The organism is Escherichia sp. 93.0816 (assembly GCF_013368855.2).
GTDB classification, from domain to species: Bacteria; Pseudomonadota; Gammaproteobacteria; order Enterobacterales; family Enterobacteriaceae; genus Escherichia; species Escherichia ruysiae.
The window spans coordinates 253030-277439 of sequence record NZ_JABWNC020000001.1 but is presented as its reverse complement, the minus strand read 5'-3'; the positions used below and the strand labels follow the sequence as shown (position 1 = coordinate 277439).

Below are 24410 nucleotides of genomic sequence, written 5' to 3'. Positions count from 1 at the left end.
GGCGCTTCTTGTCGTTCATGTGTGCATGTTTGCTGGGGGCGGTGATGTGTTTTATGGATACCCCGGTCAGGACGTTGTCATGAATATCACTGCTACTGTTCTTCTTGCTTTTGGTATGTCGATGGATGCCTTTGCTGCATCAATCGGTAAAGGTGCCACCCTCCATAAACCGAAATTTTCTGAAGCCCTGCGAACTGGCCTTATTTTTGGTGCCGTCGAAACGCTGACGCCGCTGATTGGCTGGGGTATGGGCATGTTAGCCAGCCGTTTTGTTCTCGAGTGGAACCACTGGATTGCGTTTGTACTGCTGATATTTCTCGGCGGGCGAATGATTATTGAGGGTTTTCGTGGTGGAGACGATGAGGATGAAGAACCGCGTCGTCGTCACGGTTTCTGGTTGCTGGTAACTACCGCAATTGCCACCAGTCTGGATGCCATGGCGGTTGGTGTTGGTCTGGCCTTCCTGCAAGTTAATATTATTGCTACTGCTCTGGCGATTGGCTGCGCCACCTTGATCATGTCAACATTAGGTATGATGGTGGGTCGCTTTATCGGTTCAATTATTGGGAAAAAAGCGGAAATTCTTGGCGGGCTGGTGCTTATTGGCATTGGCGCCCAGATCCTCTGGACGCACTACCACGGCTAATTTGTTCGTTGCCAGATGTGAATATTAAAGTCCGTCTGGCAATCAAATTCTTCTTTTGCCGCCAGCGTTTGCCAGACTTCTGGCTTGGCGCGCCAGGCAAACGGAGTCATCTGTAACAACGCAATGGCCTCATCTCCGCGCAGACGCATCGGATAACACAATTCATCGCTCTGCTGTAATGTAAAACCTTCCAGTTGTTCCGTATGGGGCGCATGTAGATGTACTTCGTCGTAAATCAGCCCCTTCAGCTCCATTAGATGCCGTGGTCCCGGGGTAGCGGTAATGACCCATCCTCCCGGTTTGACCACGCGCGCTAATTCTTCTGCTTTGCACGGCGCGTAGATACGGACAATGGCATCCATACTGCTATCAGAAAACGGCAGACGGTGGCTGGAAGCGACACAAAAGGTAACCTGCTGATAACGTTTCGCCGCAGCTTTAATCGCAACCTTAGAGACATCCAGACCAAAAGTAGTCACACCCGGCAATGCCTCGGCAAAAGCATGAGTGTAATACCCTTCCCCACAGCCAATATCCAGTATTGCCGTTGCGTGCTCATCAAGACAAGCACACAATTGAGCGACTATCGCATCACGAAGCGGCTGATAATGGCCGGCATCTAAAAATGTGCGCCGCGCTTGCATCATTTCCGCACTGTCGCCCGGATCGCGGGATCGTTTATGCTGAACGGGCAGCAAATTAACATATCCCTCTTTCGCCATATCAAATTGATGCCGTTGGGGACAGATATAGCTGTTTTTTTCAAGCGATAGCGGCTGATGACAAAGTGGACAGGAAAACGACATGACAACTCCGGCAGGATACTAAAGGCCGCAAGTGTAACGCGAATTGCGCGTCGGGCAAATATCCGCAGGCAAGAGCGTGAATAAAACAAAGTAAAAAGCCTCGCATTTGGACGAGGCTTTATAGCGAGATTGAAGCGCGTTTACACTTCAGATCAGTGGTTTCGATCAGATTGCTGTTACGTTAACAGCTGCCGGACCTTTCTGGCCGTCCTGAATTTCGAACTCAACGTTCTGGCCTTCGGCCAGAGTTTTGAAGCCATTACCCTGAATAGCGGAAAAGTGTACGAATACATCTTTGCTGCCATCAGCCGGAGTAATGAAGCCAAAACCTTTAGACTCGTTGAACCACTTAACCTGACCTTTAATCTTTGCCATTTGAAAAATTCCTTAGATTGTTTTCTTCGCCCGCAGGCATTACAGAGATAAAACTGACACATTACTGCATGAGGCACTAATATAAGGCTCGGCAGAGAAGCGGTATTCAACGACAACGTGTTTACTCAGGACTTCTTTACTGAAAATGCCACACATAAACAGAACTGTACCTCGTTTAACCCGAAACTGTTATCACATACAACGTTAATTATGGCAAGCCATTTTTAAACATGTCTCGATCAGCCGCACAAATCTCGATACGCCTTCCACTTTTTTGCACATTTATGCAACGGAATACGTGCCGATATATCGATGCACTTAACCATACCATTACAAACAGATACTTGACCTGATGCAGTTTCTAACATAGTTCAATAAGTTCAGTTCTTCCAGAGCAGCACTACAACTTATTACGCAATGCGAGCGATATCACTTTTTATGATATATAACGAATAAAATATTATATAAATTCACCTCACAAAACAGTCAGTTAACAACAAACACGAACACAATAAAGAAACCATACTTAAGGCATATTATTATTTTAAAATAAGAAAAATTGATGAATTACTAAAAAGTGAGAAGAGAAACGTTTCGCTAATAAACAATACCGTGATTGATCACTATTCCGATGTAAACATCCCAATGACTTAGTGAGGTAAATATCTTTTTCTGATATCGATATTATGAAATAAATAACACGATAAATAATTGAAGTCAGACCAGAGTATTAATTTGAATCAATTGCACCACTATAGTGCATATATGAATGATAAGATGAGTAACCCGTCAGCACCTGGGTTACTCAAATTTGAGGAAGAATTACCGTTCAGCTACCAGGCGGATGATATCGTCATCTTCAGCCGCTTTTTGGTTCTCAGCAGCACTGGCATTCGTTTTTTCAGGTTCGCTTGCTTCGCACAAACGACGTAACAGTGCATTTTGCCGTTTTTGCTGATCCAGCAATGCCTCGAGAAGTTCAATCTGTTCGTTAGTCCGTGAACTGGCACGGTTGATGAAAAACCACAAGATGAGCCCAATAGCGAGAACAACCACCGATACAACCAAAGACGCAATGTTCATCACGCCTGAATTTACAACTTCGTTCATTTCACCACCTCTAAGTAGAGGCGCCATTCTACCACTGCCACACAGGAAGGAAATCTACCGTTGAAAAAATGATATCACCACGGGATAAATTGATTGATGGTACAAATTCCGTTGAAAAATTGTACATCCTGATCGCACATCATATTGAATACCTGTGCCCATAGCAGCAAGCAAGCCAGCACAGCGACAACCAGAACGCCCCATCGAAACTTTTTCACTCCAGTCTCCGTTTAAACTACCTTATGTCATTAAACTATCATGCGTTAGTTAAACAGCGCCTAACTATGTCGATATTCGTGCTTTTTCGGAACTATACGCTTGCTTCAGCCCATATTACCGCTACGATTAGGCGAACAAAAAAGAGAAGAGGTCATAATGCGATTCATTATTCGCACAATTATGTTGATAGCACTGGTATGGACAGGATTATTACTAAGCGGATATGGCGTTCTGATTGGAAGCAAGGAAAATGCCGCAGGGTTAGGTTTGCAATGTTCCTATCTGACCGCCAGAGGCACCAGCACGGTACAATATCTGCACACTAAAAGTGGGCTTTTCGGGATAACAGATTGCCCGCTGTTACGTAAAAGCAATAACGTTGTAGATAATGGTTAAAGGCATAAATAATTACTTAAACCGAAGATAAAAAGCACATTCATCGCCATAGCGTACTATGTTACGCCATTTGTAACTTTATTTAACCCACGCGAAATACAGAACCTGTCTGAATATTATACAGACAGGTTCTTCCTCTAATCAGAACGGATAGTCGTGATACCCCATTTGAGAGGAAATTTTACGCGCCGCCGTATGCAGCATAGTCACGTACTCCTGCAAACGCTCCTCAGAAAAACGCAGGGTCGGGAAGGAAATACTCAAACCAGCAATAACCACGCCAAAGCGGTCAAATACCGGAACTGCGATACAGCGCAGCCCCTCTTCCTGCTCTTCGTTATCTTCGCCATAGCCTTGCTCACGCACCTGATCCAACACCGGTAATAACGCTTCCGTGCTGGTAATGGTACGATCGGTACTGCGTTTATACTCAACGCCCTCAAGGATTTGCTTTACTTCATCACGATCGCGCCAGGCCAGCAAGACTTTACCAATCGCAGTACTGTAAAGCGGATTACGACGACCAACCCGTGAATACATGCGCAAATTGTACATAGAGTCAATTTTGTGGATGTAAACAATGCTGTCTTCATCCAGCGCACCAAGGTGGATGGTCTCTTTGGTCAGGCGGGAAAGCTCACGCATCTGGATATCTGCGCTACGAATAAGATCAACATTTTGTAACGCCCGGGCGCCCAGTTCAAACAATTTCAGAGTCAGCGAATATTTCTCCGACTCCCCTTCCTGCGCCACATAGCCCAGGGTTTTCATGGTCTGTAAAAAGCGATAAACGGTGCTTTTTGACATCATGACGCGCTGTGACAGCTCGGTTATCCCTATTTCGCGCTCTTCGCCCAGCGCCTGCAGAATGCCAAAAACTTTCAGTACAGAAGATACAGAATCAGGCTGTTTATCCAGATCTGCGTTAGCCATTTATCACCTCATTGCGAGTGTTTTATAAAAATCAGAACTGTTTTTTATTATAATTTCGTGCCTGGGTGGTCGCAATCCATCTTTTGCCGGTTAGTTACAATTCTGCGACATCCGCAGTGAATATCAGTGCTAGAATCATAACCCTGTTGATTATTACCAAAAGATATAAAATTCCTATGCCAAAAGTTCAGGCCGATGGTCTGCCGTTGCCTCAGCGATACGGCGCGATTTTGACCATTATTATTGGTATTTCGATGGCGGTCCTCGACGGCGCTATCGCCAACGTCGCCTTACCAACAATCGCCACAGACCTTCATGCCACACCAGCCAGCTCCATCTGGGTAGTGAACGCCTATCAAATCGCCATTGTTGTCTCTCTACTCTCATTCTCGTTTCTGGGAGATATGTTTGGCTACCGACGCATTTATAAATGCGGTCTGGTGGTTTTTCTGTTGTCTTCGCTGTTCTGCGCCCTTTCTGATTCGCTGCAAATGCTCACCCTGGCGCGCGTCATACAAGGTTTCGGCGGCGCAGCACTGATGAGCGTCAATACTGCACTTATCCGCCTGATCTACCCGCAGCGTTTTCTGGGTAGGGGGATGGGAATTAACTCGTTTATTGTCGCCGTCTCCTCGGCTGCTGGTCCGACAATTGCAGCGGCAATTCTTTCCTTTGCTTCCTGGAAATGGTTATTTTTAATCAACGTGCCGTTGGGTATTATCGCTCTGCTTCTGGCGATGCGTTTTCTGCCACCTAATGGTTCTCGCTCCAGTAAGCCGCGTTTTGACCTGCCCAGCGCCGTGATGAACGCGTTAACCTTCGGCCTGCTTATTACTGCGTTGAGTGGTTTCGCTCAGGGGCAATCGCTGACGTTGATTGCTGCGGAACTGGCGGTAATGGTTATCGTGGGTATTTTCTTTATTCGCCGCCAGCTTGCTCTTCCCGTACCGCTGCTACCGGTGGATTTACTGCGCATTCCGCTGTTTTCACTTTCTATTTGCACATCTATTTGCTCTTTCTGCGCACAGATGTTGGCAATGGTTTCTCTGCCCTTTTACCTGCAAACCGTGCTTGGGCGCAGTGAAGTAGAAACGGGTTTACTCCTGACGCCGTGGCCGTTAGCTACCATGGTGATGGCACCGCTGGCAGGCTATCTGATAGAACGCGTACATGCAGGGTTACTTGGTGCTTTGGGATTGTTCATTATGGCTGCGGGTCTGTTTTCACTGGTTCTGCTGCCCACTTCTCCTGCGGATATCAATATTATCTGGCCAATGGTCTTATGCGGCGCCGGATTTGGCTTATTCCAGTCACCCAATAACCACACCATCATCACCTCCGCCCCTCGCGAACGTAGCGGTGGTGCCAGTGGCATGTTAGGCACTGCTCGTCTGCTTGGTCAGAGTAGCGGCGCGGCTCTGGTGGCTCTGATGTTAAATCAGTTTGGCGATAATGGTACGCACGTCTCGCTGATGACTGCGGCTATTCTGGCCGTGATTGCTGCTTGCGTCAGTGGGTTACGGATTACCCAACCACGATCCCAGGCATAAAAAAAGCGCGTCGACCAGGACGCGCTTTTTAGCATTTACTTCATATTACTTCAGATATTCACCCGTGCGCAGAGCTTCAATACGTTTATCCAGCGGCGGGTGAGTCATGAACAGCTCACTCAGCGATTTCGATTTACCATTAATGCAGAAAGCCATCATGCTGGTTGCTTCTTGCGGCTCATAGCTGGTTTTCAGGCGCTGCAGGGCGGCAATCATTTTTTCACGACCAACCAGTTTGGCAGACCCCGCATCGGCGTGGAATTCACGATGACGCGAGAACCACATGGTAATAATGCTCGCCAGAATACCAAATACCAGCTCCAGCACCGTCGCGACTGCAAAGTAGATCAGAGGGTTGCCGTTGCTCTCTTCACCTTCGTCACGGTTACCGCCCATAAAGCCAGCAGCCAGTTGCGCGAGAATACGAGAAATAAAGATAACGAAGGTGTTCACCACGCCCTGAATCAGCGTCATCGTGACCATATCACCATTGGCAATGTGGCTGATTTCGTGAGCGATTACTGCCTCGGCTTCATCCGGGCTCATGTTTTGCAACAAACCGGTGCTGACAGCAACCAGAGAAGCATCACGGCGCGCACCGGTTGCAAAGGCGTTGATATCCGGCGCATGGTAGATAGCCACTTGCGGCATAGCAATCCCAGCCTGACGCGCCTGGGTTGCAACAGTATTGATCAGCCAACGTTCCCTTTCGTTACGCGGTTGCTCGATCACTTCCCCGCCAACAGATCGTAATGCCATCCATTTGGACATCAGAAGCGAAACGAAGGAACCACCAAAACCGAACAGCAAGGCCATAATCATCAGCCCCTGAACGCTGCTCGACTGTATCCCTGTCAGGCTCAGTACCAGCCCGAAAACGACCATCACGGCCAGGTTCGTTAGCAGGAAGAGCGCGATTCGCATCATAATTTTCTTTTTACCTCAGTTTAACAAAACGCAATATGCGATACCCACATCGTATGGGCTACGTGACTATTTTCAAGTCCGGATAGCGCGTAAGTCACCAGAAAGACACAACTTTACATTTTGTAGCATCTGATTTACGGCATCTTGCCACTGTTAAAAAATCAGGCACAATTTCTTGTGCCTGACTGATGTTACTTGACGGGGGCGGGCTGTTCCGCAGGTCTGGCTTTTTCCAGACGCGCCAAATCAAGCGCGATGTTTACTGTTTCATCCAGATACGGATCAGGCTCCTTGTAATCTTTTGGCAGATCGTCCAGTTTCTTCAACTCCGGTTTTCCTTCGCGTTTAAAGCGATCGTTCAACCGTGCCAGACGCGTCGCATCGTCTTCATTATTCTCTTTTTCACGCACAGCGTAATTCAGAGAAACGATGTTGCGTTTGTCCTTCATGGCGTTGAAGCGAGCGATGTCCTTCATGATGTTCTGGAACTCAGGATCCCTCGCAATACGCGCATTATGTTCCTTCAGCAACTCCGGTTCAAACGCCGTTAAGTCTCCTGATTTCACATAGGTTGCAGCGTCAATGCTATCCCACGGCAGCGCGTTATCTTCGAATTTCTCACCGGTTTCCGTCTCTTCATTGCCCGTAGGCATGATGATATCTGGCGTAACGCCTTTACGTTGCGTACTGCCGCCGTTAACGCGATAGAATTTCTGGATTGTGTACTGTACTGAACCCAGCGCCGGCCATTCAGGACGTAACATCTGATCGTAGATGCGGTTCAGAGAACGATACTGCTGGACTGTGCCTTTACCGAATGTCGGCTCACCCACAACCAGCGCACGACCGTAATCCTGCATGGCAGCAGCAAAGATTTCCGAAGCCGAAGCACTGAAACGGTCAACCAGCACCACCAACGGGCCTTTATAGAAAACCTGACCGTCGTTATCGCTATCTTCGCGAACCTTGCCGTTGTTATCACGAACCTGCACAATCGGACCGGAAGGAATAAACAGCCCTGAGAGCGATACAGCTTCAGTCAGCGCCCCACCACCGTTACTACGCAGGTCGATAATGACACTGCTGACATTTTGCTTTTCCAGTTTCTGCAGTTGAACTTTTACATCGTCCGTCAAGCCAACATAGAAGCCCGGAATATCCAGCACACCGACTTTTTCTTTGCCGACAGTCTTCACAGACATTTTAACTGCACGGTCTTCCAGACGAATGCGTTCACGCGTCAGCGTTACTGTCCGGGTCTTGGTTCCTTTACCTGCAGGCAGAATTTCCAGACGAACCTTACTGCCTTTCGGCCCTTTGATTAAGGCAACGACATCATCAAGACGCCAGCCGATCACATCAACCATCGGTTTACCGGTTTGTCCGACACCGACAATTTTGTCACCAACGCTGATAGCTTTACTCTTCGCTGCCGGCCCACCCGCCACCATTGAATTGATAACGGTGTAGTCATCATCCATTTGCAGCACTGCGCCAATACCTTCCAGCGACAAACTCATTTCAGTATTGAACTGTTCGGTATTGCGCGGAGAAAGGTAGTTGGTATGCGGATCAATTTCGCGTGCAAACGCCGTCATTGCCAGCGAGAAAACATCTTCGCTGTTGGTTTGCGCCAGACGACGAATAGCAAATTTGTAGCGGCGAGTCAGGGTTTCACGAATTTCTTTATCCGTCTTTCCCGTTAGCTTCAGACTTAACTCGTCGAATTTGACTTTGCTGTCCCACAGCGCGTTCAACTCGGCCTCGTTTTTCGGCCAGGGCGCTTTGCTGCGGTCAAGGTTATAAGTGTCGTTGCCGGTGAAATCCATCGGCTTTTCCAGTACAGACAGCGCATACTGGTAACGTTCAAAACGGCGTTTTTGCGCCAGATTGTAGAGATCGTAGAAAACGTCGAGTTTGCCTGAACGCAGTTCATCGCCCAACTCGGTTTTCTTTTTCGCGAACTGTTCAACATCGCTTGCCAACAGCACATTGTGGCTGTAATCAAGCAAATTCAGGTAACGGTCAAAGATTTTGGCCGAGAACGCCTGATCGAGATCGAACTGACGATAATGGGAACGGGTGAAGCGCGACGTTACGCGCTCACTCACAGTCGCATGCTGCGTCTCTTCCTTTAATACCGGAATTTGATCAGCACGCGTAATATCTTCTACAGCGAAGGTCTGGCCTGCTATTGCAAGCAGGCCAGCTAACGCGGTAAGCCTAAAAAACATGTTCATGCCTGGCCCGGCCTCCGTTTCAGAACACCAGGTGTTCTGCGCGCACAATCAAAGACATACCCGAATTCAGTTGGACGCGGACGCCGTCTTTGGTGATTTCTAATACGGTGGCATCCATCGCGTTTTGACCAGCTTTCACCTTCAGGGCTTGTCCGACAGTCAGAGCTGAAATGTCAGAAACCGGGGTATGCTGTTCTTCGCGAGGTGCTTTTACTGTTTTTGGCGCTTTCTCAGCCGGTTTTTGCGCGCGAGGTTTGCGCTCGGCGCCTTCTTTACGGCGTTGCGCGGCAGGACGTGGTTTACGTTCGCGGCGTGGTGCATCTTCTTTCTCACCAGAAGCAGCGGCAGCTTCGCGTTTTTTCGCTTGCTGTTCAGCACGCTGAGCCTGAACGCGTGCTTTCGCTTCTTCAAGCTGTTTGCGAGCATGTTCTACATGCTGCTCGTCCAGCTCACCGCATGGGTTGCCGTCAAGATCGACACGCGTTGCGCCGGGTTTAACACCGTAAAGGTAACGCCAGCTCGAAGTGTAGAGACGTAAAGCAGATCGCAGTTGCGTTTTGCTCAGGTTCATTTCCCCGGCAACACGATCGACCAAATCCTGAAAAATACCGATTTTCAGCGGACGCGCTTCACCTTCCGCACTGAAACAGTGGGGAAAACGTTCGGCCAGAAACGCGATTACTTCTTTACTGCTATTCAACTTAGGTTGATTTTCCATGAAATTTCCTGATTACAACGGACGTAGCCAACAAGCGCAGGCATGAACAGGCGTCATTATAATGACGCCATCAGTAAATGCTACGTTATCCGTTGATTATCCTGCGACGCTCGCAAAGAATTTTTTGTAATCCGTCGTTGCAAGCACCTTTTCAAGTTGTGCCACAAGCTGACGTAAGCCTTGCTCGTCCTCGTCTGTAAAGCGACCGAAGACAGTACTGTCGATGTCGAGAACACCAATAATCTGATTTTTCACCACCAGCGGCAGGACAATTTCAGAATTACTCGCCGCATCACAGGCAATATGCCCGTCAAAAGCGTGAACATCCTCGATTCGTTGTACTTGATTGCGGGCAACCGCAGTGCCACACACGCCGCGCCCGACGGGGATCCGTACACAGGCAATTTTGCCCTGAAATGGTCCGAGCACCAGCGTATCGTCCTCAAGCAAATAAAAACCTGCCCAGTTTACGTCAGTGAGACGCTCATATAACAACGCACTGGTGTTTGCCAGCGTTGCCAGAAAACTGGTTTCTCCCGCCATCAGCGCATTAAAGTCGCGGTTTAAGTCCGCGTAAAATTCTGTTTTGTTCATTATATAATCACTTAGTTGTCTTACCTGAAACTGCCAGCCTATTAAAATAAGCATTAAATGCGTTAATGCTCAAGATCATTCCCATCATGGGTTAAGATTAATGCTAATTCTTATTATATTTGGCTCGTCATGGCACTTAACACCCCGCAAATTACGCCAACAAAAAAGATAACAGTGAGCTCAATCGGCGAGGAACTGCCGCGTGGTGATTACCAACGTTGCCCGCAATGTGACATGCTGTTTAGCCTGCCCGAGATAAATTCGCATCAAAGTGCCTATTGTCCGCGCTGTCAGGCCAAAATTCGTGACGGGCGTGACTGGTCGCTAACGCGCCTGGCGGCAATGGCGTTCACCATGCTGTTGCTGATGCCGTTTGCCTGGGGCGAACCGCTATTGCATATCTGGCTGTTAGGTATTCGTATTGACGCCAACGTCATGCAAGGCATCTGGCAAATGACTAAACAAGGTGATCCTGTAACGGGCGCGATGGTGTTTTTCTGCGTTATCGGCGCCCCACTTATCCTCGTCACATCTATTGCTTATTTGTGGTTTGGCAACCGACTGGGGATGAACTTACGCCCGGTACTGCTGATGCTTGAGCGACTGAAAGAGTGGGTGATGCTGGATATCTACCTGGTCGGCATTGGTGTTGCTTCTATAAAGGTACAGGATTATGCCCATATCCAGGCTGGTGTCGGCTTATTCTCTTTTGTGGCGTTGGTGATTTTAACGACGGTGACGTTGTCACATCTTAATGTTGAACAGCTGTGGGAGCGATTTTATCCTGAACGCCCTGCCACGCGCAGGGACGCGAAACTACGCGTTTGCCTGGGGTGTCACTTTACCGGCTATCCTGATCCGCGCGGTCGCTGCCCCCGCTGCCATATCCCGCTTCGCCTGCGTCGTCATCATAGTCTTCAAAAATGTTGGGCGGCGCTGTTGGCTTCAGTCGTCTTGTTGTTACCAGCCAACCTGTTGCCTATCTCGATCATTTATCTGAACGGTGGACGACAAGAAGATACGATTCTTTCCGGCATTATGTCGCTGGCAAACAGCAATATTGCGGTCGCCGGAATTGTGTTTATCGCCAGTATTCTGGTGCCGTTTACCAAAGTGATTGTTATGTTCACTTTATTATTGAGCATTCATTTTAAATGCCAGCAAGGGCTACGCACGCGAATACTGTTACTGCGAATGGTGACCTGGATTGGTCGCTGGTCGATGCTCGATCTGTTTGTCATTTCTTTAACTATGTCGCTGATCAATCGCGATCAGATCCTCGCTTTTACTATGGGACCGGCTGCGTTTTATTTCGGCGCAGCGGTTATTTTAACTATTCTTGCAGTGGAATGGCTGGACAGCCGCTTACTTTGGGATGCACATGAGTCAGGAAACGCCCGCTTCGACGACTGAAGCGCAGATTAAAACTAAACGCCGTATCTCACCTTTCTGGCTACTGCCGTTCATTGCGTTAATGATTGCCGGCTGGCTGATTTGGGACAGTTATCAGGATCGGGGGAACACCGTCACCATCGACTTTATGTCGGCGGACGGCATTGTCCCTGGCCGCACACCTGTTCGTTATCAGGGCGTTGAAGTCGGAACAGTTCAGGATGTCAGCCTCAGCGACGATCTTCGTAAGATTGAAGTCAGGGTCAGCATCAAGTCCGATATGAAAGATGCGCTGCGCGAAGAGACGCAGTTCTGGCTGGTGACACCAAAAGCCTCTCTGGCAGGTGTCTCCGGGCTGGATGCGCTGGTTGGGGGTAACTATATCGGCATGATGCCAGGCAAAGGCAAAGAGCAGGATCACTTTGTCGCCCTCGATACCCAACCGAAATATCGACTGGATAATGGTGATCTGATGATCCACCTACAGGCTCCCGATCTTGGTTCGCTGAATAGTGGTTCGCTGGTCTATTTTCGCAAGATCCCGGTGGGACGTGTCTACGACTATGCGATCAACCCCAATAACCAGGGCGTGGTGATTGATGTCCTGATTGAGCGGCGTTTTACCGATCTGGTGAAAAAAGGGAGTCGCTTCTGGAACGTTTCTGGCGTTGATGCCAATGTCAGTATCAGTGGTGCGAAAGTGAAACTGGAAAGTCTGGCTGCGCTGGTTAACGGTGCGATTGCCTTCGATTCGCCGGAAGAGTCGAAACCTGCTGAAGCGGAAGATACCTTTGGTTTGTATGAAGATCTCGCCCACAGCCAGCGTGGGGTAATCATAAAACTGGAACTGCCGAGCGGTGCCGGATTAACCGCCGACTCAACGCCGTTAATGTATCAGGGGCTGGAAGTCGGACAACTGACGAAACTGGATTTAAACCCAGGCGGCAAAGTCACCGGAGAAATGACCGTTGATCCCAGCGTCGTAACGCTGTTACGGGAAAATACCCGCATCGAATTACGCAACCCGAAATTATCCCTCAGCGATGCCAACCTCAGCGCCCTGCTCACGGGCAAAACCTTCGAGCTGGTGCCAGGCGATGGTGAGCCGCGCAAGGAGTTTGTCGTTGTGCCTGGGGAGAAAGCCCTGCTGCATGAACCTGATGTTCTGACGCTGACCCTGACCGCGCCAGAAAGTTACGGTATTGATGCAGGCCAGCCACTCATTCTGCATGGTGTGCAGGTCGGTCAGGTAATTGAACGTAAACTCACCAGCAAAGGCGTCACCTTTACCATCGCCATTGAACCACAGCATCGCGAGCTGGTAAAAGGCGACAGCAAATTTGTCGTCAACAGCCGTGTCGATGTGAAAGTGGGACTGGACGGCGTTGAGTTTCTCGGTGCCAGCGCCTCTGAATGGATCAACGGAGGAATACGTATTCTGCCGGGCGATAAAGGCGAAATGAAAGCCAGCTATCCGCTGTATGCCAATCTGGAAAAAGCCCTGGAAAACAGCCTTAGCGATTTGCCCACCACGACCGTGAGTTTGAGTGCAGAAACATTACCAGACGTGCAGGCGGGATCGGTAGTGCTGTACCGTAAGTTTGAGGTTGGCGAAGTCATCACCGTGCGCCCACGGGCTAACGCCTTTGATATCGATCTGCATATTAAACCGGAATATCGCAACCTTCTGACCAGCAACAGCGTGTTCTGGGCAGAAGGCGGAGCGAAAGTTCAGCTTAATGGTAGCGGCCTGACCGTACAGGCTTCGCCACTTTCACGGGCGTTAAAGGGGGCTATCAGCTTCGATAACCTCAGCGGCGCCAGCGCCAGCCAGCGTAAAGGCGATAAGCGTATTCTGTATGCGTCAGAAACGGCGGCTCGTGCAGTCGGCGGGCAGATTACGCTCCACGCTTTTGATGCCGGAAAACTAGCAGTCGGTATGCCAATTCGCTACCTCGGTATTGATATCGGGCAAATTCAGACGCTGGATCTGATAACCGCACGTAATGAAGTACAGGCAAAGGCGGTACTTTACCCGGAATATGTCCAGACCTTTGCTCGCGGTGGTACGCGCTTCTCAGTGGTCACACCGCAAATTTCGGCAGCTGGCGTTGAGCATCTTGATACTATCCTCCAGCCGTATATCAACGTCGAACCAGGCCGGGGCAATCCTCGCCGCGACTTTGAATTACAAGAGGCTACCATTACTGATTCACGTTACCTGGATGGCTTAAGCATTATTGTTGAAGCGCCAGAGGCCGGATCGTTAGGCATCGGTACACCGGTACTGTTCCGTGGTCTGGAAGTGGGTACGGTCACTGGAATGACGCTGGGCACACTATCGGATCGGGTGATGATTGCGATGCGCATTAGTAAACGTTATCAACACCTGGTGCGTAACAATTCCGTCTTCTGGCTGGCATCGGGCTACAGTCTGGACTTTGGTCTTACAGGCGGCGTAGTGAAAACCGGTACGTTTAACCAGTTTATCCGTGGCGGGATCGCCTTCGCCACGCCTCCTGGTACTCCGCTGGCTCCAAAAGCCCAGGAAGGCAAACACTTCTTGTTACTGGAAAGCGAACCGAAAGAGTGGCGTGAGTGGGGAACCGCGCTCCCCAAATAATGCACACTGCTCCGGCGTACCTGCGCCGGAGCGTTTATGCTAAACTGCGCGCCTGTTTTTTTGCCAGTGGTACATGCTCGTGGCCCAACACACCGTTTATTTCCCGGACGCCTTTCTGACGCAAATGCGTGAAGCAATGCCTTCGACGCTCTCATTTGATGATTTTCTTGCCGCCTGTCAGCGCCCGTTGCGCCGCAGCATTCGCGTTAATACGCTGAAAATCTCCGTTGCTGATTTCCTGCAATTAACCGCTCCTTATGGCTGGACGCTAACGCCGATCCCGTGGTGTGAAGAGGGTTTCTGGATCGAACGCGACGATGAAGATGCATTGCCGCTGGGTAGTACCGCCGAGCATTTAAGTGGCCTGTTTTATATTCAGGAAGCTAGTTCAATGTTGCCCGTTGCTGCCTTGTTTGCTGACGGTAATGCACCACAGCGGGTGATGGATGTCGCTGCCGCGCCAGGCTCCAAAACGACGCAAATTGCCGCGCGGATGAATAACGAAGGGGCGATCCTGGCCAACGAGTTTTCCGCCAGCAGGGTAAAAGTGTTACATGCCAATATCAGCCGCTGTGGCATCAGTAATGTTGCGCTCACGCATTTTGATGGCCGCGTATTTGGTGCGGCATTACCAGAAATGTTCGATGCCATTTTGCTGGACGCTCCCTGCTCCGGCGAAGGTGCGGTACGTAAAGATCCCGATGCGCTGAAAAACTGGTCACCAGAAAGCAATCAGGAGATCGCAGCCACCCAGCGGGAACTGATCGACAGTGCCTTTCATGCGTTACGTCCTGGCGGCACGCTGGTTTACTCGACCTGTACTTTAAACCGGGAAGAGAACGAAGCCGTTTGCCTGTGGCTGAAAGAGACTTACCCTGATGCGGTAGAGTTTTTACCGCTGGGCGATCTCTTCTCTGGCGCGGACAAGGCGCTGACCGAGGAAGGCTTTTTGCACGTCTTCCCACAAATTTATGATTGCGAAGGCTTTTTCGTTGCTCGTCTGCGTAAAACTCAGGCGATTCCCGCGTTGCCTGCGCCGAAATATAAAGTGGGCAATTTTCCGTTTACCCCGGTGAAAGATCGCGAAACCGCACAAATTCGGCAGGCAGCTGCAAGTGTCGGCTTAAACTGGGATGAAAACCTGCGCCTCTGGCAGCGCGATAAAGAAATCTGGTTATTCCCGGTGGGCATTGAAGCGTTGATCGGTAAAGTCCGATTTTCCCGTCTGGGGATTAAACTTGCTGAAACGCATAACAAAGGTTATCGCTGGCAGCATGAAGCCGTCATTGCCCTTGCCTCCCCCGATCACGCTAACGCGTTTGAACTGACACCACAGGAAGCGGAAGAGTGGTATCGCGGGCGCGACGTCTACCCGCAAACCGCGCCAACTACGGATGATGTGCTGGTCACCTTCCAGCATCAGCCAATCGGTTTAGCCAAACGTATTGGCTCACGGCTGAAAAACAGTTACCCACGGGAGCTGGTGCGCGACGGGAAACTGTTTACCGGTAACGCCTGACAACGCACAAAAAAAGCGCACGTTTTGACTGGCGCATTCGGCTGCCTCAACTACGCTGAAAAATGGTGCGATCGGACTGGTCGTACCACAACCGGCACTTAAATGGAGAGCACGAAGATGAAAACCAGTGTACGCATAGGCGCTTTTGAAATCGACGACGGCGAGTTAACCGGCGAATCGCCTGGTGACCGAACGTTAACCATCCCCTGTAAATCTGACCCGGATTTATGTATGCAACTTGATGCCTGGGACGCCGAAACCAGCATTCCAGCCCTGCTAAACGGCGAACACTCTGTCCTTTACCGTACCCGCTACGATCAAAAGTCTGATGCCTGGATTATGCGCCTTGCCTGATCCAAAAAGAACCCGTCGGCATGACGGGTTATTTATCCTGGTTATTTCCCCCGTTATAAAATCTCCCCTAAACTTAACGGTACGGCACCGCACTTCGAGGATGAAATGTTCGCGCTGGTACTTTTTGTTTGCTATCTGGACGCTGGTTGTGACGATATTGTGGTTGATGTCTACAATACGGAACAGCAGTGCCTCTATTCAATGGACGATCAACGGATCCGTCACGGCGGCTGTTTTCCGATTGAGGATTTTATTGATGGTTTCTGGCGACCTGCACAGGAGTACAGTGACTTTTAATTATTGCAGTTGCACAAGAGTCAACTCACCTCCGAAGACGGCGCCGGTATCAATATAATGCAAATTACCGATATCCACGCGATGCCGTAATGGCGTATGCCCAAACCAGAAATGATCGGCACCGGTAATTCCCTGCCCTTTTTGCCCTTCACGCAATCGCGAGCGACTCCACAACACCTGATGCAGATCGACTTCCTTATGCCACTCATAAATATCATTGGGGTAATCCGCATGGGCGATGACATGCAGTCCGCTACTACAGCTTAATTCAATTATCCACGGTAAAGACCTGCACTTTTCCAGCACTATTCTTGCCTGCCCGCATTGGCGCTCTGTCAGTGCGGCGAACCAGTCGCCGCCATTCATAAACCACAAAGACATCTGCTGCGAATCCAGCGCATCCATCGCCATCTGCTCATGATTGCCTCTTACCGCTCTGACCCAGCGTTGATCCAGTAATTGCAGGCAACGCAAACTCTCCGGGCCACGATCGATAATGTCACCAACCGAGATCAGCAAGTCTTGCCACGGGTCAAACCGGCAGTGCCACAATTTCTTACGCAGTTGCGCCAGGCAGCCATGAATATCCCCCACCAGCCAGATATGTCGCCACTGACTGCCATCAATCTTCTGATAGATGTGTCTCGCCTGTTTCATCAATTCCTTACTCCCGCGCAGAAGATCACATTATCTTAACAAAAATGTTAAAAAAGCCTGGACTGAAGCAGTAGAGTGTGTGTTATGGTTAATGGCGAAGTCAGTGCAGTAAAGCTGTGATGTAATCATCAAACTGGCTTTATAGATAAAAAGAGACCGAACACGATTCCTGTATTCGGTCCAGGGAAATGGCTCTTGGGAGAGAGCCGTGCGCTAAAAGTTGGCATTAATGCAGGCTTAGTTGCCTTGCCCTTTAAGAATAGATGACGACGCCAGGTTTTCCAGTCCGCGCGTAAAGTGGTCAGAAAAAAAGCGCGTTTATCATCCTCTTAAATGTTAAAAACCGCCCGTTCTGGTGAAAGCACACGGGCGGTTTTTTATTGGAAATCAAAAGACTACTATAGATAATTAACAGAGTTTCTCAGCTCTTTCAATAAACGGTGCCAGACTCATTTTTTCACCTGGTTTGTTAGGATCATCAATCTGGATCACTGAGATAGGCTGGGCGTTGGTCTTTCCGCTGGTAACTTCTTTTTGCGCGACATCGTTCAAAGGGTACTGCACCAGAGTGCTGGGGTTAATGACATACAGCGCATTGCCCGGTCGGCATGTCAGCATCACTTCTTCACGATTAAATGCCCATTTGTCTTTGCCAATTTCAAAGCGACTAACGGTGATCACTTGTGGCGCCGCCAGCGCCGCTGCCGAACTGGTAAGCAATACAAATGCCAGAATACTTTTTTTCATCATTTTCGTAATCCATCAAAAAGGTTCGAGAGTTGCCAGCAGGCTGATAATCACCAGCACTACCGCACCTATCGCCCATTCGAGTTTTGTCATCCACACAAACCACGGAGCCGCACGGTCTTCATCTTGCCCCATCCGTGGCACCAGAACATAACGATTTGCCAGTGCAATGGCTACCATAATCATCACCAGTATGGCTTTGAGCAATAAAAGTTGCCCCCAGTAAGTCGCAAGTGTTGGGGGAAATCCGGTAATGAATAATGCATTAAGCACGCCGCTTGCCAGCACGCCAATCACCGCAAAATGCCCACACCAGGAGAATCGCACCAGTGCATGAATGGCCTGACGTCGCCAGCGCCCTTTCACCAACCGCATACACCAGACAACCGGCAGCAAGCCACCAAACCATGCAGCCGCGCAAATCAGATGTACAGCGTGATTCGTCTGATGGATTTTCGCCGTTAATCCTTCGTTTAACGTCGCATGTCCTACTCCCGCCATCAGGATAAATTGCGCGGTAGTTAGCACAAACAACAAACGTGGCATGTTCCCTGGTTGCATCAGAGCTACAGTTAGCGTAACGAGGGCGAGAACGATTTGCCAAATCCAGACACCACCAAACTGCGTTTGTAACACCGATTGCCAAATGTTCAACGAAACCACATCCGACCATCCCGCGCCCATCAACCCGCCCTGAACGGCGAACATCGCAGCGGCGCTGCTCAAACTCCAGACGGCAGCATGTTGTTGTAAACGCAGAAAACGTTTCGTCAGCAAGCGACGAAGTGCCATTGGAGCCAGCCATGCGCCATACATCGCGAAGCCAAAGACCAGCATCAGGGAGGTAAAATGGATAAATCGCAGTGCGACCCAGGTAAACGCCAGCATGTTTTATTTCACTGTAAAGGTGTAATGCCCTTTGGTTTTATGCCCGTCCACCGAGACAACATGCCAGTTGACGGTATAACTTCCGGGCTTCAGGGCGTCGGCAAGCGGAACAATCAATTGGTTTTTGTCTTGTTCATTACGCTTCGCGGGTAATGTTTTAATATCTTCATTCTTTGAACCGATGATTTTGGCGCCGCTGAATCCGGGTTCAATACTTTCAGAGAAGTTTAAAGTAATGGCCTGTGGGGCAGCAGTAACCTCCGCATTCGCCGCAGGATACTGATGCGTCAGATGCGCATGTGCCCAGACAGAAGGCGCCAGCGAAGCGGCAAAAAATACGAGTGCGTAACGAAGAGAACGTGCAGTTGAAACCATATTATCTATTCCTTTTTGTAATAACTTTTTTACAGAGCATAACCTTGTCTAATGATAGAGTCGAGGATCATCAATTCCGGCTTGCCATCCTGGCTGACTCTTAGTAACTTTTGCCCGCAATTAACGAGGAGACACAATATGCTGAAGAATCTGGCTAAACTGGATCAAACTGAAATGGATAAAGTTAATGTCGATCTGGCTGCTGCCGGGGTGGCATTTAAAGAACGTTACAATATGCCGGTAATTGCTGAGGCGGTTGAACGTGAACAACCGGAACACCTGCGAAGCTGGTTTCGTGAGCGCCTTATCACCCACCGTCTCGCCTCTGTAAATCTGTCACGTTTACCTTACGAGCCTAAACTTAAATAAACCTTATATTAAGTTACACTTTCTTACATGATGCCTGCTAAATTGTGAGTATTTTCTTATACGCATCAATATTTGCGGACACTGTGAAAAGGAAGTCATCATGACATACAGGAAAGTCGCAGCAGCACAATATGAGCCTCGCAATGCCTCACTCACTGAGCAGGTAGCCCATCATCTGGAGTTTGTGAGGGCTGCCGCCAGACAGCAGTGCGAACTTTTAGTTTTTCCCTCGCTTTCTCTACTGGGATGTGATTATAAACGACGATCTCTGCCTGCCCCGCCCGACCTTTCGCTGTTAGCCCCGCTTTGTTATGCCGCGACAACATGGCGAATGACCATTATTACCGGCCTCCCCGTTGAACATAATGAGCGTTTTATTCGTGGTATTGCAGTATTCGCTCCGGGGATGAACGCGCCCGGAATTTATCATCAAAGCCACGGAGCATGTCTGGATCGACATTCTAAAACCATCACTGTGGTGGATGGTCAACCTGAAGGCATTGATATGCCCCCAACCTGTTCGCTGTTTACCACCGGTCAGTGCATCAGTGAGCCCGACCTGTTAGCTTCTACTCGCCACTTACAATTTTTCTCACATCAATTCTCCATCGCCGTCCTGATGGCTAATGCCCGGGGCAACAGCGCACTGTGGGATGAACATGGCAGCCTTATCGTCCGCGCCGATCGCGGTTCGTTATTGTTAGTTGGTCAACGCTCATCGCAGGGTTGGCAAGGCGATATCATTCCATTACGCTAGGCGTTTTCGGCCCGGAGTTTTGCCATGCTGCGTATTATCGATACAGAAACCTGCGGTTTACAGGGAGGGGTCGTCGAGATTGCCTCAGTTGATGTGGTTGACGGGAAAATCGTCAACCCCATGAGCCACCTGGTTCGCCCTGACCGTCCCATTACTCCGCAAGCTATGGCGATTCATCGCATCACCGAAGCCATGGTCGCCGACAAGCCGTGGATTGAAGAGGTGATCCCGCACTACTACGGTAGTGAATGGTATGTCGCCCACAATGCCAGCTTTGACCGCCGCGTATTGCCTGAAATGCCTGGCGAGTGGATCTGCACGATGAAACTGGCTCGTCGTTTGTGGCCAGGAATCAAGTACAGCAATATGGCGTTGTATAAAACGCGTAAACTCAGTGTACAAACGCCGCCAGGCTTGCATCACCACCGTGCGCTGTATGACTGTTACATCACCGCTGCCTTGCTTATCGATATTATGAACACATCCGGCTGGACGGTGGAACAAATGGCGGATATCACTGGACGTCCATCATTGTTAACGACGTTCACGTTTGGCAAGTATCGCGGTAAAGCAGTATCAGAAGTTGCAGAGCGCGATCCGGGCTACCTGCGCTGGTTGTTTAATAACCTCGACAGTATGAGCCCGGAATTGCGTTTAACGTTGAAGCATTACCTGGAGAATGCTTAAGCCGCTGGCTGACCGGGTAATGTCCCCTGCGCCAGCGCAACCAGAAAAGCATATTCCATCGCCACACCTTCGTAAGATTTGAAGCGCCCCGATTTACCGCCGTGCCCTGAGTCCATGTCAGTACACAGCAATAACAGATGGTCATCGGTTTTAAGCTCGCGCAATTTAGCCACCCATTTTGCCGGTTCCCAGTATTGCACTTGTGAATCGTGTAAACCGGTCGTTACCAGCAAATGCGGATAAGGCTGTGCGGTAACGTTGTCATACGGGCTGTAGCTTTTCATGTACTCGTAATATTGCGGATCCTGCGGATTCCCCCACTCTTCAAATTCGCCAGTGGTAAGAGGTATTGATTCATCAAGCATCGTCGTCACGACATCAACAAACGGCACCTGAGCGATAACACCGTGGAACAGTTCGGGGCGTTCGTTAATCGCGACCCCCATCAGCATTCCCCCCGCACTGCCTCCCATTGCATAACAGAGCGAAGGAGAGCCATAGCCCAGTTTTAACAAAGCATCGCAGGCATCAAGGTAATCATTAAACGTATTTTTCTTCTTCAGGAATTTACCGTCTTCGTACCATTGTTGCCCCAGTTCGCCGCCACCACGAACATGCACAATGGCGTAGACAAATCCACGATCCAACAAACTCAGGCGGCTAAAACTGAAATCGGCATCTATGCTTGCGCCGTAAGAACCATAACCGTATACCAGAAGCGGATTGTTGCCTTTCTGGAAGTGCTTACGATGATAGACCAGCGAAACCGGAACTTCGACGCCATCCCGGGCAGTGATCCACAAGTGTTCACTGCGGTAATTCGCCGCATCAAAACCGGGTACTTCAGTTTGTTTCAACACGCGGCGCTCGCCGGTATCCATATCCAGTTCAAATAAAGTATCTGGCGTGGTCATGGAGGAATAACCGTAACGCAATCGCGCGGTTTCAGGTTCTGGATTGTAGGCAATCCAGGTCACGTAGGCCGGATCATCAAAGGCAATGCCGATGACTTCCCGTGTCTTGCGGTTAATTTGGCGCAAACTGGTTAACCCGCGCTGACGCTCTTCAACCACCAGCCAGTCGGTAAACAGCGTAAACCCTTCCAGCATGATGTTATCGCGTGGCGGAATTAACTCTTCCCACTGTTGCTCATCGCGCATACGGGTACGGTATAAGCCAAAGTTTTTGCCGTTACGATTGGAACGCACATAAAACCGATGCTGGTAGTGATCAAGACTGTATTCGTGATCTTTGCGGCGCGGCAGAAAAACAAACGGCTCGGCATCGGCCATTTCCGCGTCCAGCAAGCGAACTTCACTGGTGGTGGCGCTGGCCAGGTGAATGACTACATAGTGCTTCGATGTCGTTTTATGCAAACTGACGTAATAGGTATCGTCTTTTTCTTCGTAGATCAGTTTATCTTGCGATGCCGGAGTCCCGATGGCGTGGCGCCAAACCTGATAAGGCAGCAGCGTCACCGGATGCTTACGCACATAATAGAAAGTCCACGAGTCATTCGCCCAGACAAAGCTGGGATCGACATTATCCAGCAATTCGGGATACCAGTTGCCCGTTTCAAGATTGCGAAAACGGATGCCGTACTGGCGTCGCGAAAGGAAATCTTCTGCCAGCGCCATAATGGTGTTATCGGGGGTAATTGCCATTCCGCCCATCGAATAAAACTCACTGTGCGCCGCGCGCTTGTTGGCATCGAGCAATGTTTCCCACTCATCCCACTCTTCACTGAACGCCGACTGACGCTGGTAGATGGCATATTCGCAGCCAGGTTCATAAATATGCCGGTAGCGGTAGCCATTTTTGATGTAGGGCGCAGAAACTTCTCTTTGCGGAATGCGGTCGATAATTTCCTTTAATATGCGATCCTGCAAGGCTTGTTGCGAGGCCATCACCCGATGACCGTAGCTATTTTCTTGTTGCAGGTAGTCCAGTACTTCCGGCTGCGAGCGTGTGTCGTCCCGCAGCCAGTAGTAATTATCGATGCGCGTATCGCCATGAAGCGTCATGGCGTGGGGAATGCGGGCGGCTTTTGGTAGCATGTTATTGTTCTTTCTGGTTGAAACATCTTATAAGGGTGGCAAAACTCACCCGGGATGCAAGCGAAACAGGGTAGTCATTGCTCAGATGATGACAGGTAATGGCGTGGATATCGAATGATATGCTGACAGAGAAAATCAGTCCGTTCAAATGGCTGTGCGGTTTTGGATAGCCAGATAAACTCAACTATCGGGCTATCCAGAGAGCGGAATTATTCCGCCAAAGTGCGCTTTTGCTGTTCGAGATCGCGCTCGATCCCTTCACGAACATCCTGGGGAATTTTCAGCGCGTCGCCCAATGCATTCAGGTAGCTACGCTCCATGAAATGATCAATATCAATAGCTGCACAGCTCAAGAAATAGATTTCCAGCGCCTCTTCTTCATTACGAACCCCGTTCGCCAGGCGCTGCGGATCCAGCGGTTGTTCAATTGCCTGTTCAATGAGAACACGTCCCTGCCCCTCCACACCAGCTTCACGCAATTGCTGGTCGATAGCCGCACGTTCTTTGGCATCAATATGACCATCACTTTTAGCGGCAAATACCAGCGCAAGGATCAAACGTTCCGTACGCTCATCCAGCGGCGTGCTTTGAGTACCGAATTGCGGTTCATCCTGATGCGCCGCACGAATTTTATCTTTGTATTTGTTCCACAGCACCGTACCCGCTACCGCTCCGCCACCAACCAACAACGCATTGGTGCCATATTTCGTGAGAAGTTTACGTGCTGATTTATTTGCGACCAGCAGCCCTGCCAGCCCGCCTAATGCGCCCGGCACTAAAAGTTTGCCCAATCCCTGATCCGTAGACGAGGAGGTAGAAGAACTGTTTTGCCCAAGAAGGGATTGCAGTTGATTTAACCAGTTAGCCATATTTGCTCCTCAATAACCATTTTTAGTGCCTGTAGCATAGCGGATGAGGATGTCAGAAAGTGTATATTGCGGCAAAAGATGCGCAAATAAGCGAACCGAAAAGGAAGTCAGCGACGGAAATTCGCGTCAGATAAGGTGCTTGCTGTGGAGCTGCTATGTTGGAAATTTGGGGGAAGGATTGATTGGGATTATCTGTTGCTGATTGCCTGCTGCGATGCGGTCGCGCCTTATCATGCCTACGGATGTGAAATATTGTAAGGCGGACAGGCGTTTACGCCGCATCCGCCAGGAATTATGCGCAATGA

At 49.7% G+C, this 24410-nt stretch carries 27 protein-coding genes; 11 read left to right on the top strand and 16 right to left on the bottom strand.

Annotation, left to right across the window (positions count from 1 at the left end; genetic code table 11):
- The first annotated feature begins 79 nt into the window (after window positions 1-79).
- Entirely contained in the window at window positions 80-646 is a 567-nt protein-coding gene (gene mntP, locus HEM79_RS01445; RefSeq protein ID WP_016235190.1) for a manganese efflux pump MntP, read from the top strand.
- Here the strand turns inward: mntP and rlmA are convergent.
- The 5 genes from rlmA to mgrB form a co-directional block, all read right to left on the bottom strand.
- The gene (rlmA, locus tag HEM79_RS01440) at window positions 643-1452 is read right to left on the bottom strand and encodes a 23S rRNA (guanine(745)-N(1))-methyltransferase (RefSeq protein ID WP_176241184.1); all 810 of its coding nucleotides are present in this window, start codon (window positions 1450-1452) and stop codon (window positions 643-645) included. The genes mntP and rlmA overlap by 4 nt on opposite strands.
- Window positions 1453-1617: 165 nt before the next feature.
- Window positions 1618-1827: a transcription antiterminator/RNA stability regulator CspE gene (gene cspE, locus HEM79_RS01435; protein ID WP_001062678.1), complete on the bottom strand. Its 210-nt coding sequence runs from the start codon at window positions 1825-1827 to the stop codon at window positions 1618-1620.
- A 39-nt stretch (window positions 1828-1866) separates the two neighbouring features.
- Window positions 1867-1983 carry a DUF2627 domain-containing protein gene (locus HEM79_RS01430; protein WP_032141266.1) on the bottom strand — a complete coding sequence of 39 codons (117 nt, stop codon included), beginning with the start codon at window positions 1981-1983 and terminating at the stop codon, window positions 1867-1869.
- A 666-nt stretch (window positions 1984-2649) separates the two neighbouring features.
- Complete coding sequence (locus HEM79_RS01425; protein ID WP_001006854.1) at window positions 2650-2937, bottom strand: YebO family protein; 288 nt, start codon at window positions 2935-2937, stop codon at window positions 2650-2652.
- 74 nt (window positions 2938-3011) lie between these two features.
- Window positions 3012-3155, bottom strand: a complete 144-nt coding sequence (gene mgrB, locus HEM79_RS01420) for a PhoP/PhoQ regulator MgrB (protein WP_000714530.1) — start codon at window positions 3153-3155, stop codon at window positions 3012-3014.
- A 157-nt stretch (window positions 3156-3312) separates the two neighbouring features.
- Between mgrB and HEM79_RS01415 the strand changes: the two genes are divergently transcribed.
- Entirely contained in the window at window positions 3313-3552 is a 240-nt protein-coding gene (locus tag HEM79_RS01415) for a YobH family protein (protein WP_001211004.1), read from the top strand.
- Between the two features lie 141 nt (window positions 3553-3693).
- Here the strand turns inward: HEM79_RS01415 and kdgR are convergent, their stop codons facing one another.
- On the bottom strand, window positions 3694-4485 hold the full coding sequence (gene kdgR, locus HEM79_RS01410; protein ID WP_001262206.1) for a DNA-binding transcriptional regulator KdgR: 792 nt from the start codon (window positions 4483-4485) through the stop codon (window positions 3694-3696).
- Between the two features lie 176 nt (window positions 4486-4661).
- Here kdgR and HEM79_RS01405 point away from each other — a divergent pair, with 176 nt between their 5' ends.
- Window positions 4662-6035: an MFS transporter gene (locus tag HEM79_RS01405; protein WP_176241185.1), complete on the top strand. Its 1374-nt coding sequence runs from the start codon at window positions 4662-4664 to the stop codon at window positions 6033-6035.
- A gap of 45 nt (window positions 6036-6080) precedes the next feature.
- Here HEM79_RS01405 and htpX read toward each other — a convergent pair whose 3' ends face one another.
- The 4 genes from htpX to msrC all read right to left on the bottom strand — a co-directional run bounded on the left by htpX (window position 6081) and on the right by msrC (window position 10514).
- The gene (gene htpX, locus HEM79_RS01400) at window positions 6081-6962 is read right to left on the bottom strand and encodes a protease HtpX (RefSeq protein ID WP_000984500.1); all 882 of its coding nucleotides are present in this window, start codon (window positions 6960-6962) and stop codon (window positions 6081-6083) included.
- A gap of 191 nt (window positions 6963-7153) precedes the next feature.
- The gene (gene prc / locus HEM79_RS01395) at window positions 7154-9202 is read right to left on the bottom strand and encodes a carboxy terminal-processing peptidase (protein ID WP_176241186.1); all 2049 of its coding nucleotides are present in this window, start codon (window positions 9200-9202) and stop codon (window positions 7154-7156) included.
- Window positions 9203-9221: 19 nt separating this feature from the next.
- Window positions 9222-9920 carry an RNA chaperone ProQ gene (gene proQ / locus HEM79_RS01390; protein ID WP_000431380.1) on the bottom strand — a complete coding sequence of 233 codons (699 nt, stop codon included), beginning with the start codon at window positions 9918-9920 and terminating at the stop codon, window positions 9222-9224.
- Between the two features lie 96 nt (window positions 9921-10016).
- Complete coding sequence (msrC, locus tag HEM79_RS01385; protein ID WP_001043882.1) at window positions 10017-10514, bottom strand: L-methionine (R)-S-oxide reductase; 498 nt, start codon at window positions 10512-10514, stop codon at window positions 10017-10019.
- A 129-nt stretch (window positions 10515-10643) separates the two neighbouring features.
- Here msrC and yebS point away from each other — a divergent pair, with 129 nt between their 5' ends.
- The 5 genes from yebS to HEM79_RS01360 all read left to right on the top strand — a co-directional run bounded on the left by yebS (window position 10644) and on the right by HEM79_RS01360 (window position 16699).
- Entirely contained in the window at window positions 10644-11927 is a 1284-nt protein-coding gene (gene yebS, locus HEM79_RS01380; protein ID WP_001207286.1) for a membrane integrity lipid transport subunit YebS, read from the top strand.
- The gene (yebT, locus tag HEM79_RS01375) at window positions 11896-14529 is read left to right on the top strand and encodes a lipid-binding membrane homeostasis protein YebT (RefSeq protein ID WP_176241187.1); all 2634 of its coding nucleotides are present in this window, start codon (window positions 11896-11898) and stop codon (window positions 14527-14529) included. The genes yebS and yebT overlap by 32 nt, the downstream gene beginning before the upstream one ends.
- Window positions 14530-14608: 79 nt before the next feature.
- The gene (gene rsmF, locus HEM79_RS01370; protein ID WP_176241188.1) at window positions 14609-16048 is read left to right on the top strand and encodes a 16S rRNA (cytosine(1407)-C(5))-methyltransferase RsmF; all 1440 of its coding nucleotides are present in this window, start codon (window positions 14609-14611) and stop codon (window positions 16046-16048) included.
- Window positions 16049-16165: 117 nt separating this feature from the next.
- Complete coding sequence (locus tag HEM79_RS01365) at window positions 16166-16402, top strand: DUF1480 family protein (protein WP_010345804.1); 237 nt, start codon at window positions 16166-16168, stop codon at window positions 16400-16402.
- A gap of 105 nt (window positions 16403-16507) precedes the next feature.
- Window positions 16508-16699 (top strand): YdfD/YebW family protein, encoded by a 192-nt coding sequence (locus HEM79_RS01360; RefSeq protein WP_000457831.1) that lies wholly within the window; start codon window positions 16508-16510, stop codon window positions 16697-16699.
- Here the strand turns inward: HEM79_RS01360 and pphA are convergent, their stop codons facing one another.
- The 4 genes from pphA to yobA form a co-directional block, all read right to left on the bottom strand.
- Entirely contained in the window at window positions 16700-17356 is a 657-nt protein-coding gene (gene pphA / locus HEM79_RS01355; RefSeq protein WP_176241189.1) for a protein-serine/threonine phosphatase, read from the bottom strand.
- A gap of 408 nt (window positions 17357-17764) precedes the next feature.
- Entirely contained in the window at window positions 17765-18106 is a 342-nt protein-coding gene (locus tag HEM79_RS01350; protein WP_000976488.1) for a YebY family protein, read from the bottom strand.
- 12 nt (window positions 18107-18118) lie between these two features.
- Entirely contained in the window at window positions 18119-18991 is an 873-nt protein-coding gene (gene copD, locus HEM79_RS01345) for a copper homeostasis membrane protein CopD (RefSeq protein ID WP_021550651.1), read from the bottom strand.
- Between the two features lie 3 nt (window positions 18992-18994).
- A complete protein-coding gene (gene yobA, locus HEM79_RS01340; protein WP_000255066.1) occupies window positions 18995-19366 on the bottom strand; it encodes a CopC domain-containing protein YobA in 372 nt (123 codons plus the stop codon).
- Window positions 19367-19504: 138 nt separating this feature from the next.
- On the opposite strand from yobA, the gene holE reads away from it, so the two are divergent.
- From holE to exoX, 3 genes are all read left to right on the top strand, one after another.
- Entirely contained in the window at window positions 19505-19735 is a 231-nt protein-coding gene (gene holE / locus HEM79_RS01335) for a DNA polymerase III subunit theta (protein ID WP_000916765.1), read from the top strand.
- Between the two features lie 100 nt (window positions 19736-19835).
- The gene (gene yobB / locus HEM79_RS01330; RefSeq protein WP_176241190.1) at window positions 19836-20492 is read left to right on the top strand and encodes a carbon-nitrogen hydrolase family protein YobB; all 657 of its coding nucleotides are present in this window, start codon (window positions 19836-19838) and stop codon (window positions 20490-20492) included.
- 24 nt (window positions 20493-20516) lie between these two features.
- Complete coding sequence (gene exoX, locus HEM79_RS01325) at window positions 20517-21179, top strand: exodeoxyribonuclease X (RefSeq protein ID WP_000944297.1); 663 nt, start codon at window positions 20517-20519, stop codon at window positions 21177-21179.
- Here the strand turns inward: exoX and ptrB are convergent.
- Together ptrB and HEM79_RS01315 are read right to left on the bottom strand one after the other, a co-directional pair.
- The gene (gene ptrB, locus HEM79_RS01320; protein ID WP_021550650.1) at window positions 21176-23236 is read right to left on the bottom strand and encodes an oligopeptidase B; all 2061 of its coding nucleotides are present in this window, start codon (window positions 23234-23236) and stop codon (window positions 21176-21178) included. The two genes, exoX and ptrB, sit on opposite strands and share 4 nt — an antisense overlap.
- Window positions 23237-23445: 209 nt before the next feature.
- On the bottom strand, window positions 23446-24105 hold the full coding sequence (locus HEM79_RS01315; protein WP_176241191.1) for a tellurite resistance TerB family protein: 660 nt from the start codon (window positions 24103-24105) through the stop codon (window positions 23446-23448).
- Window positions 24106-24410 lie beyond the last annotated feature (305 nt).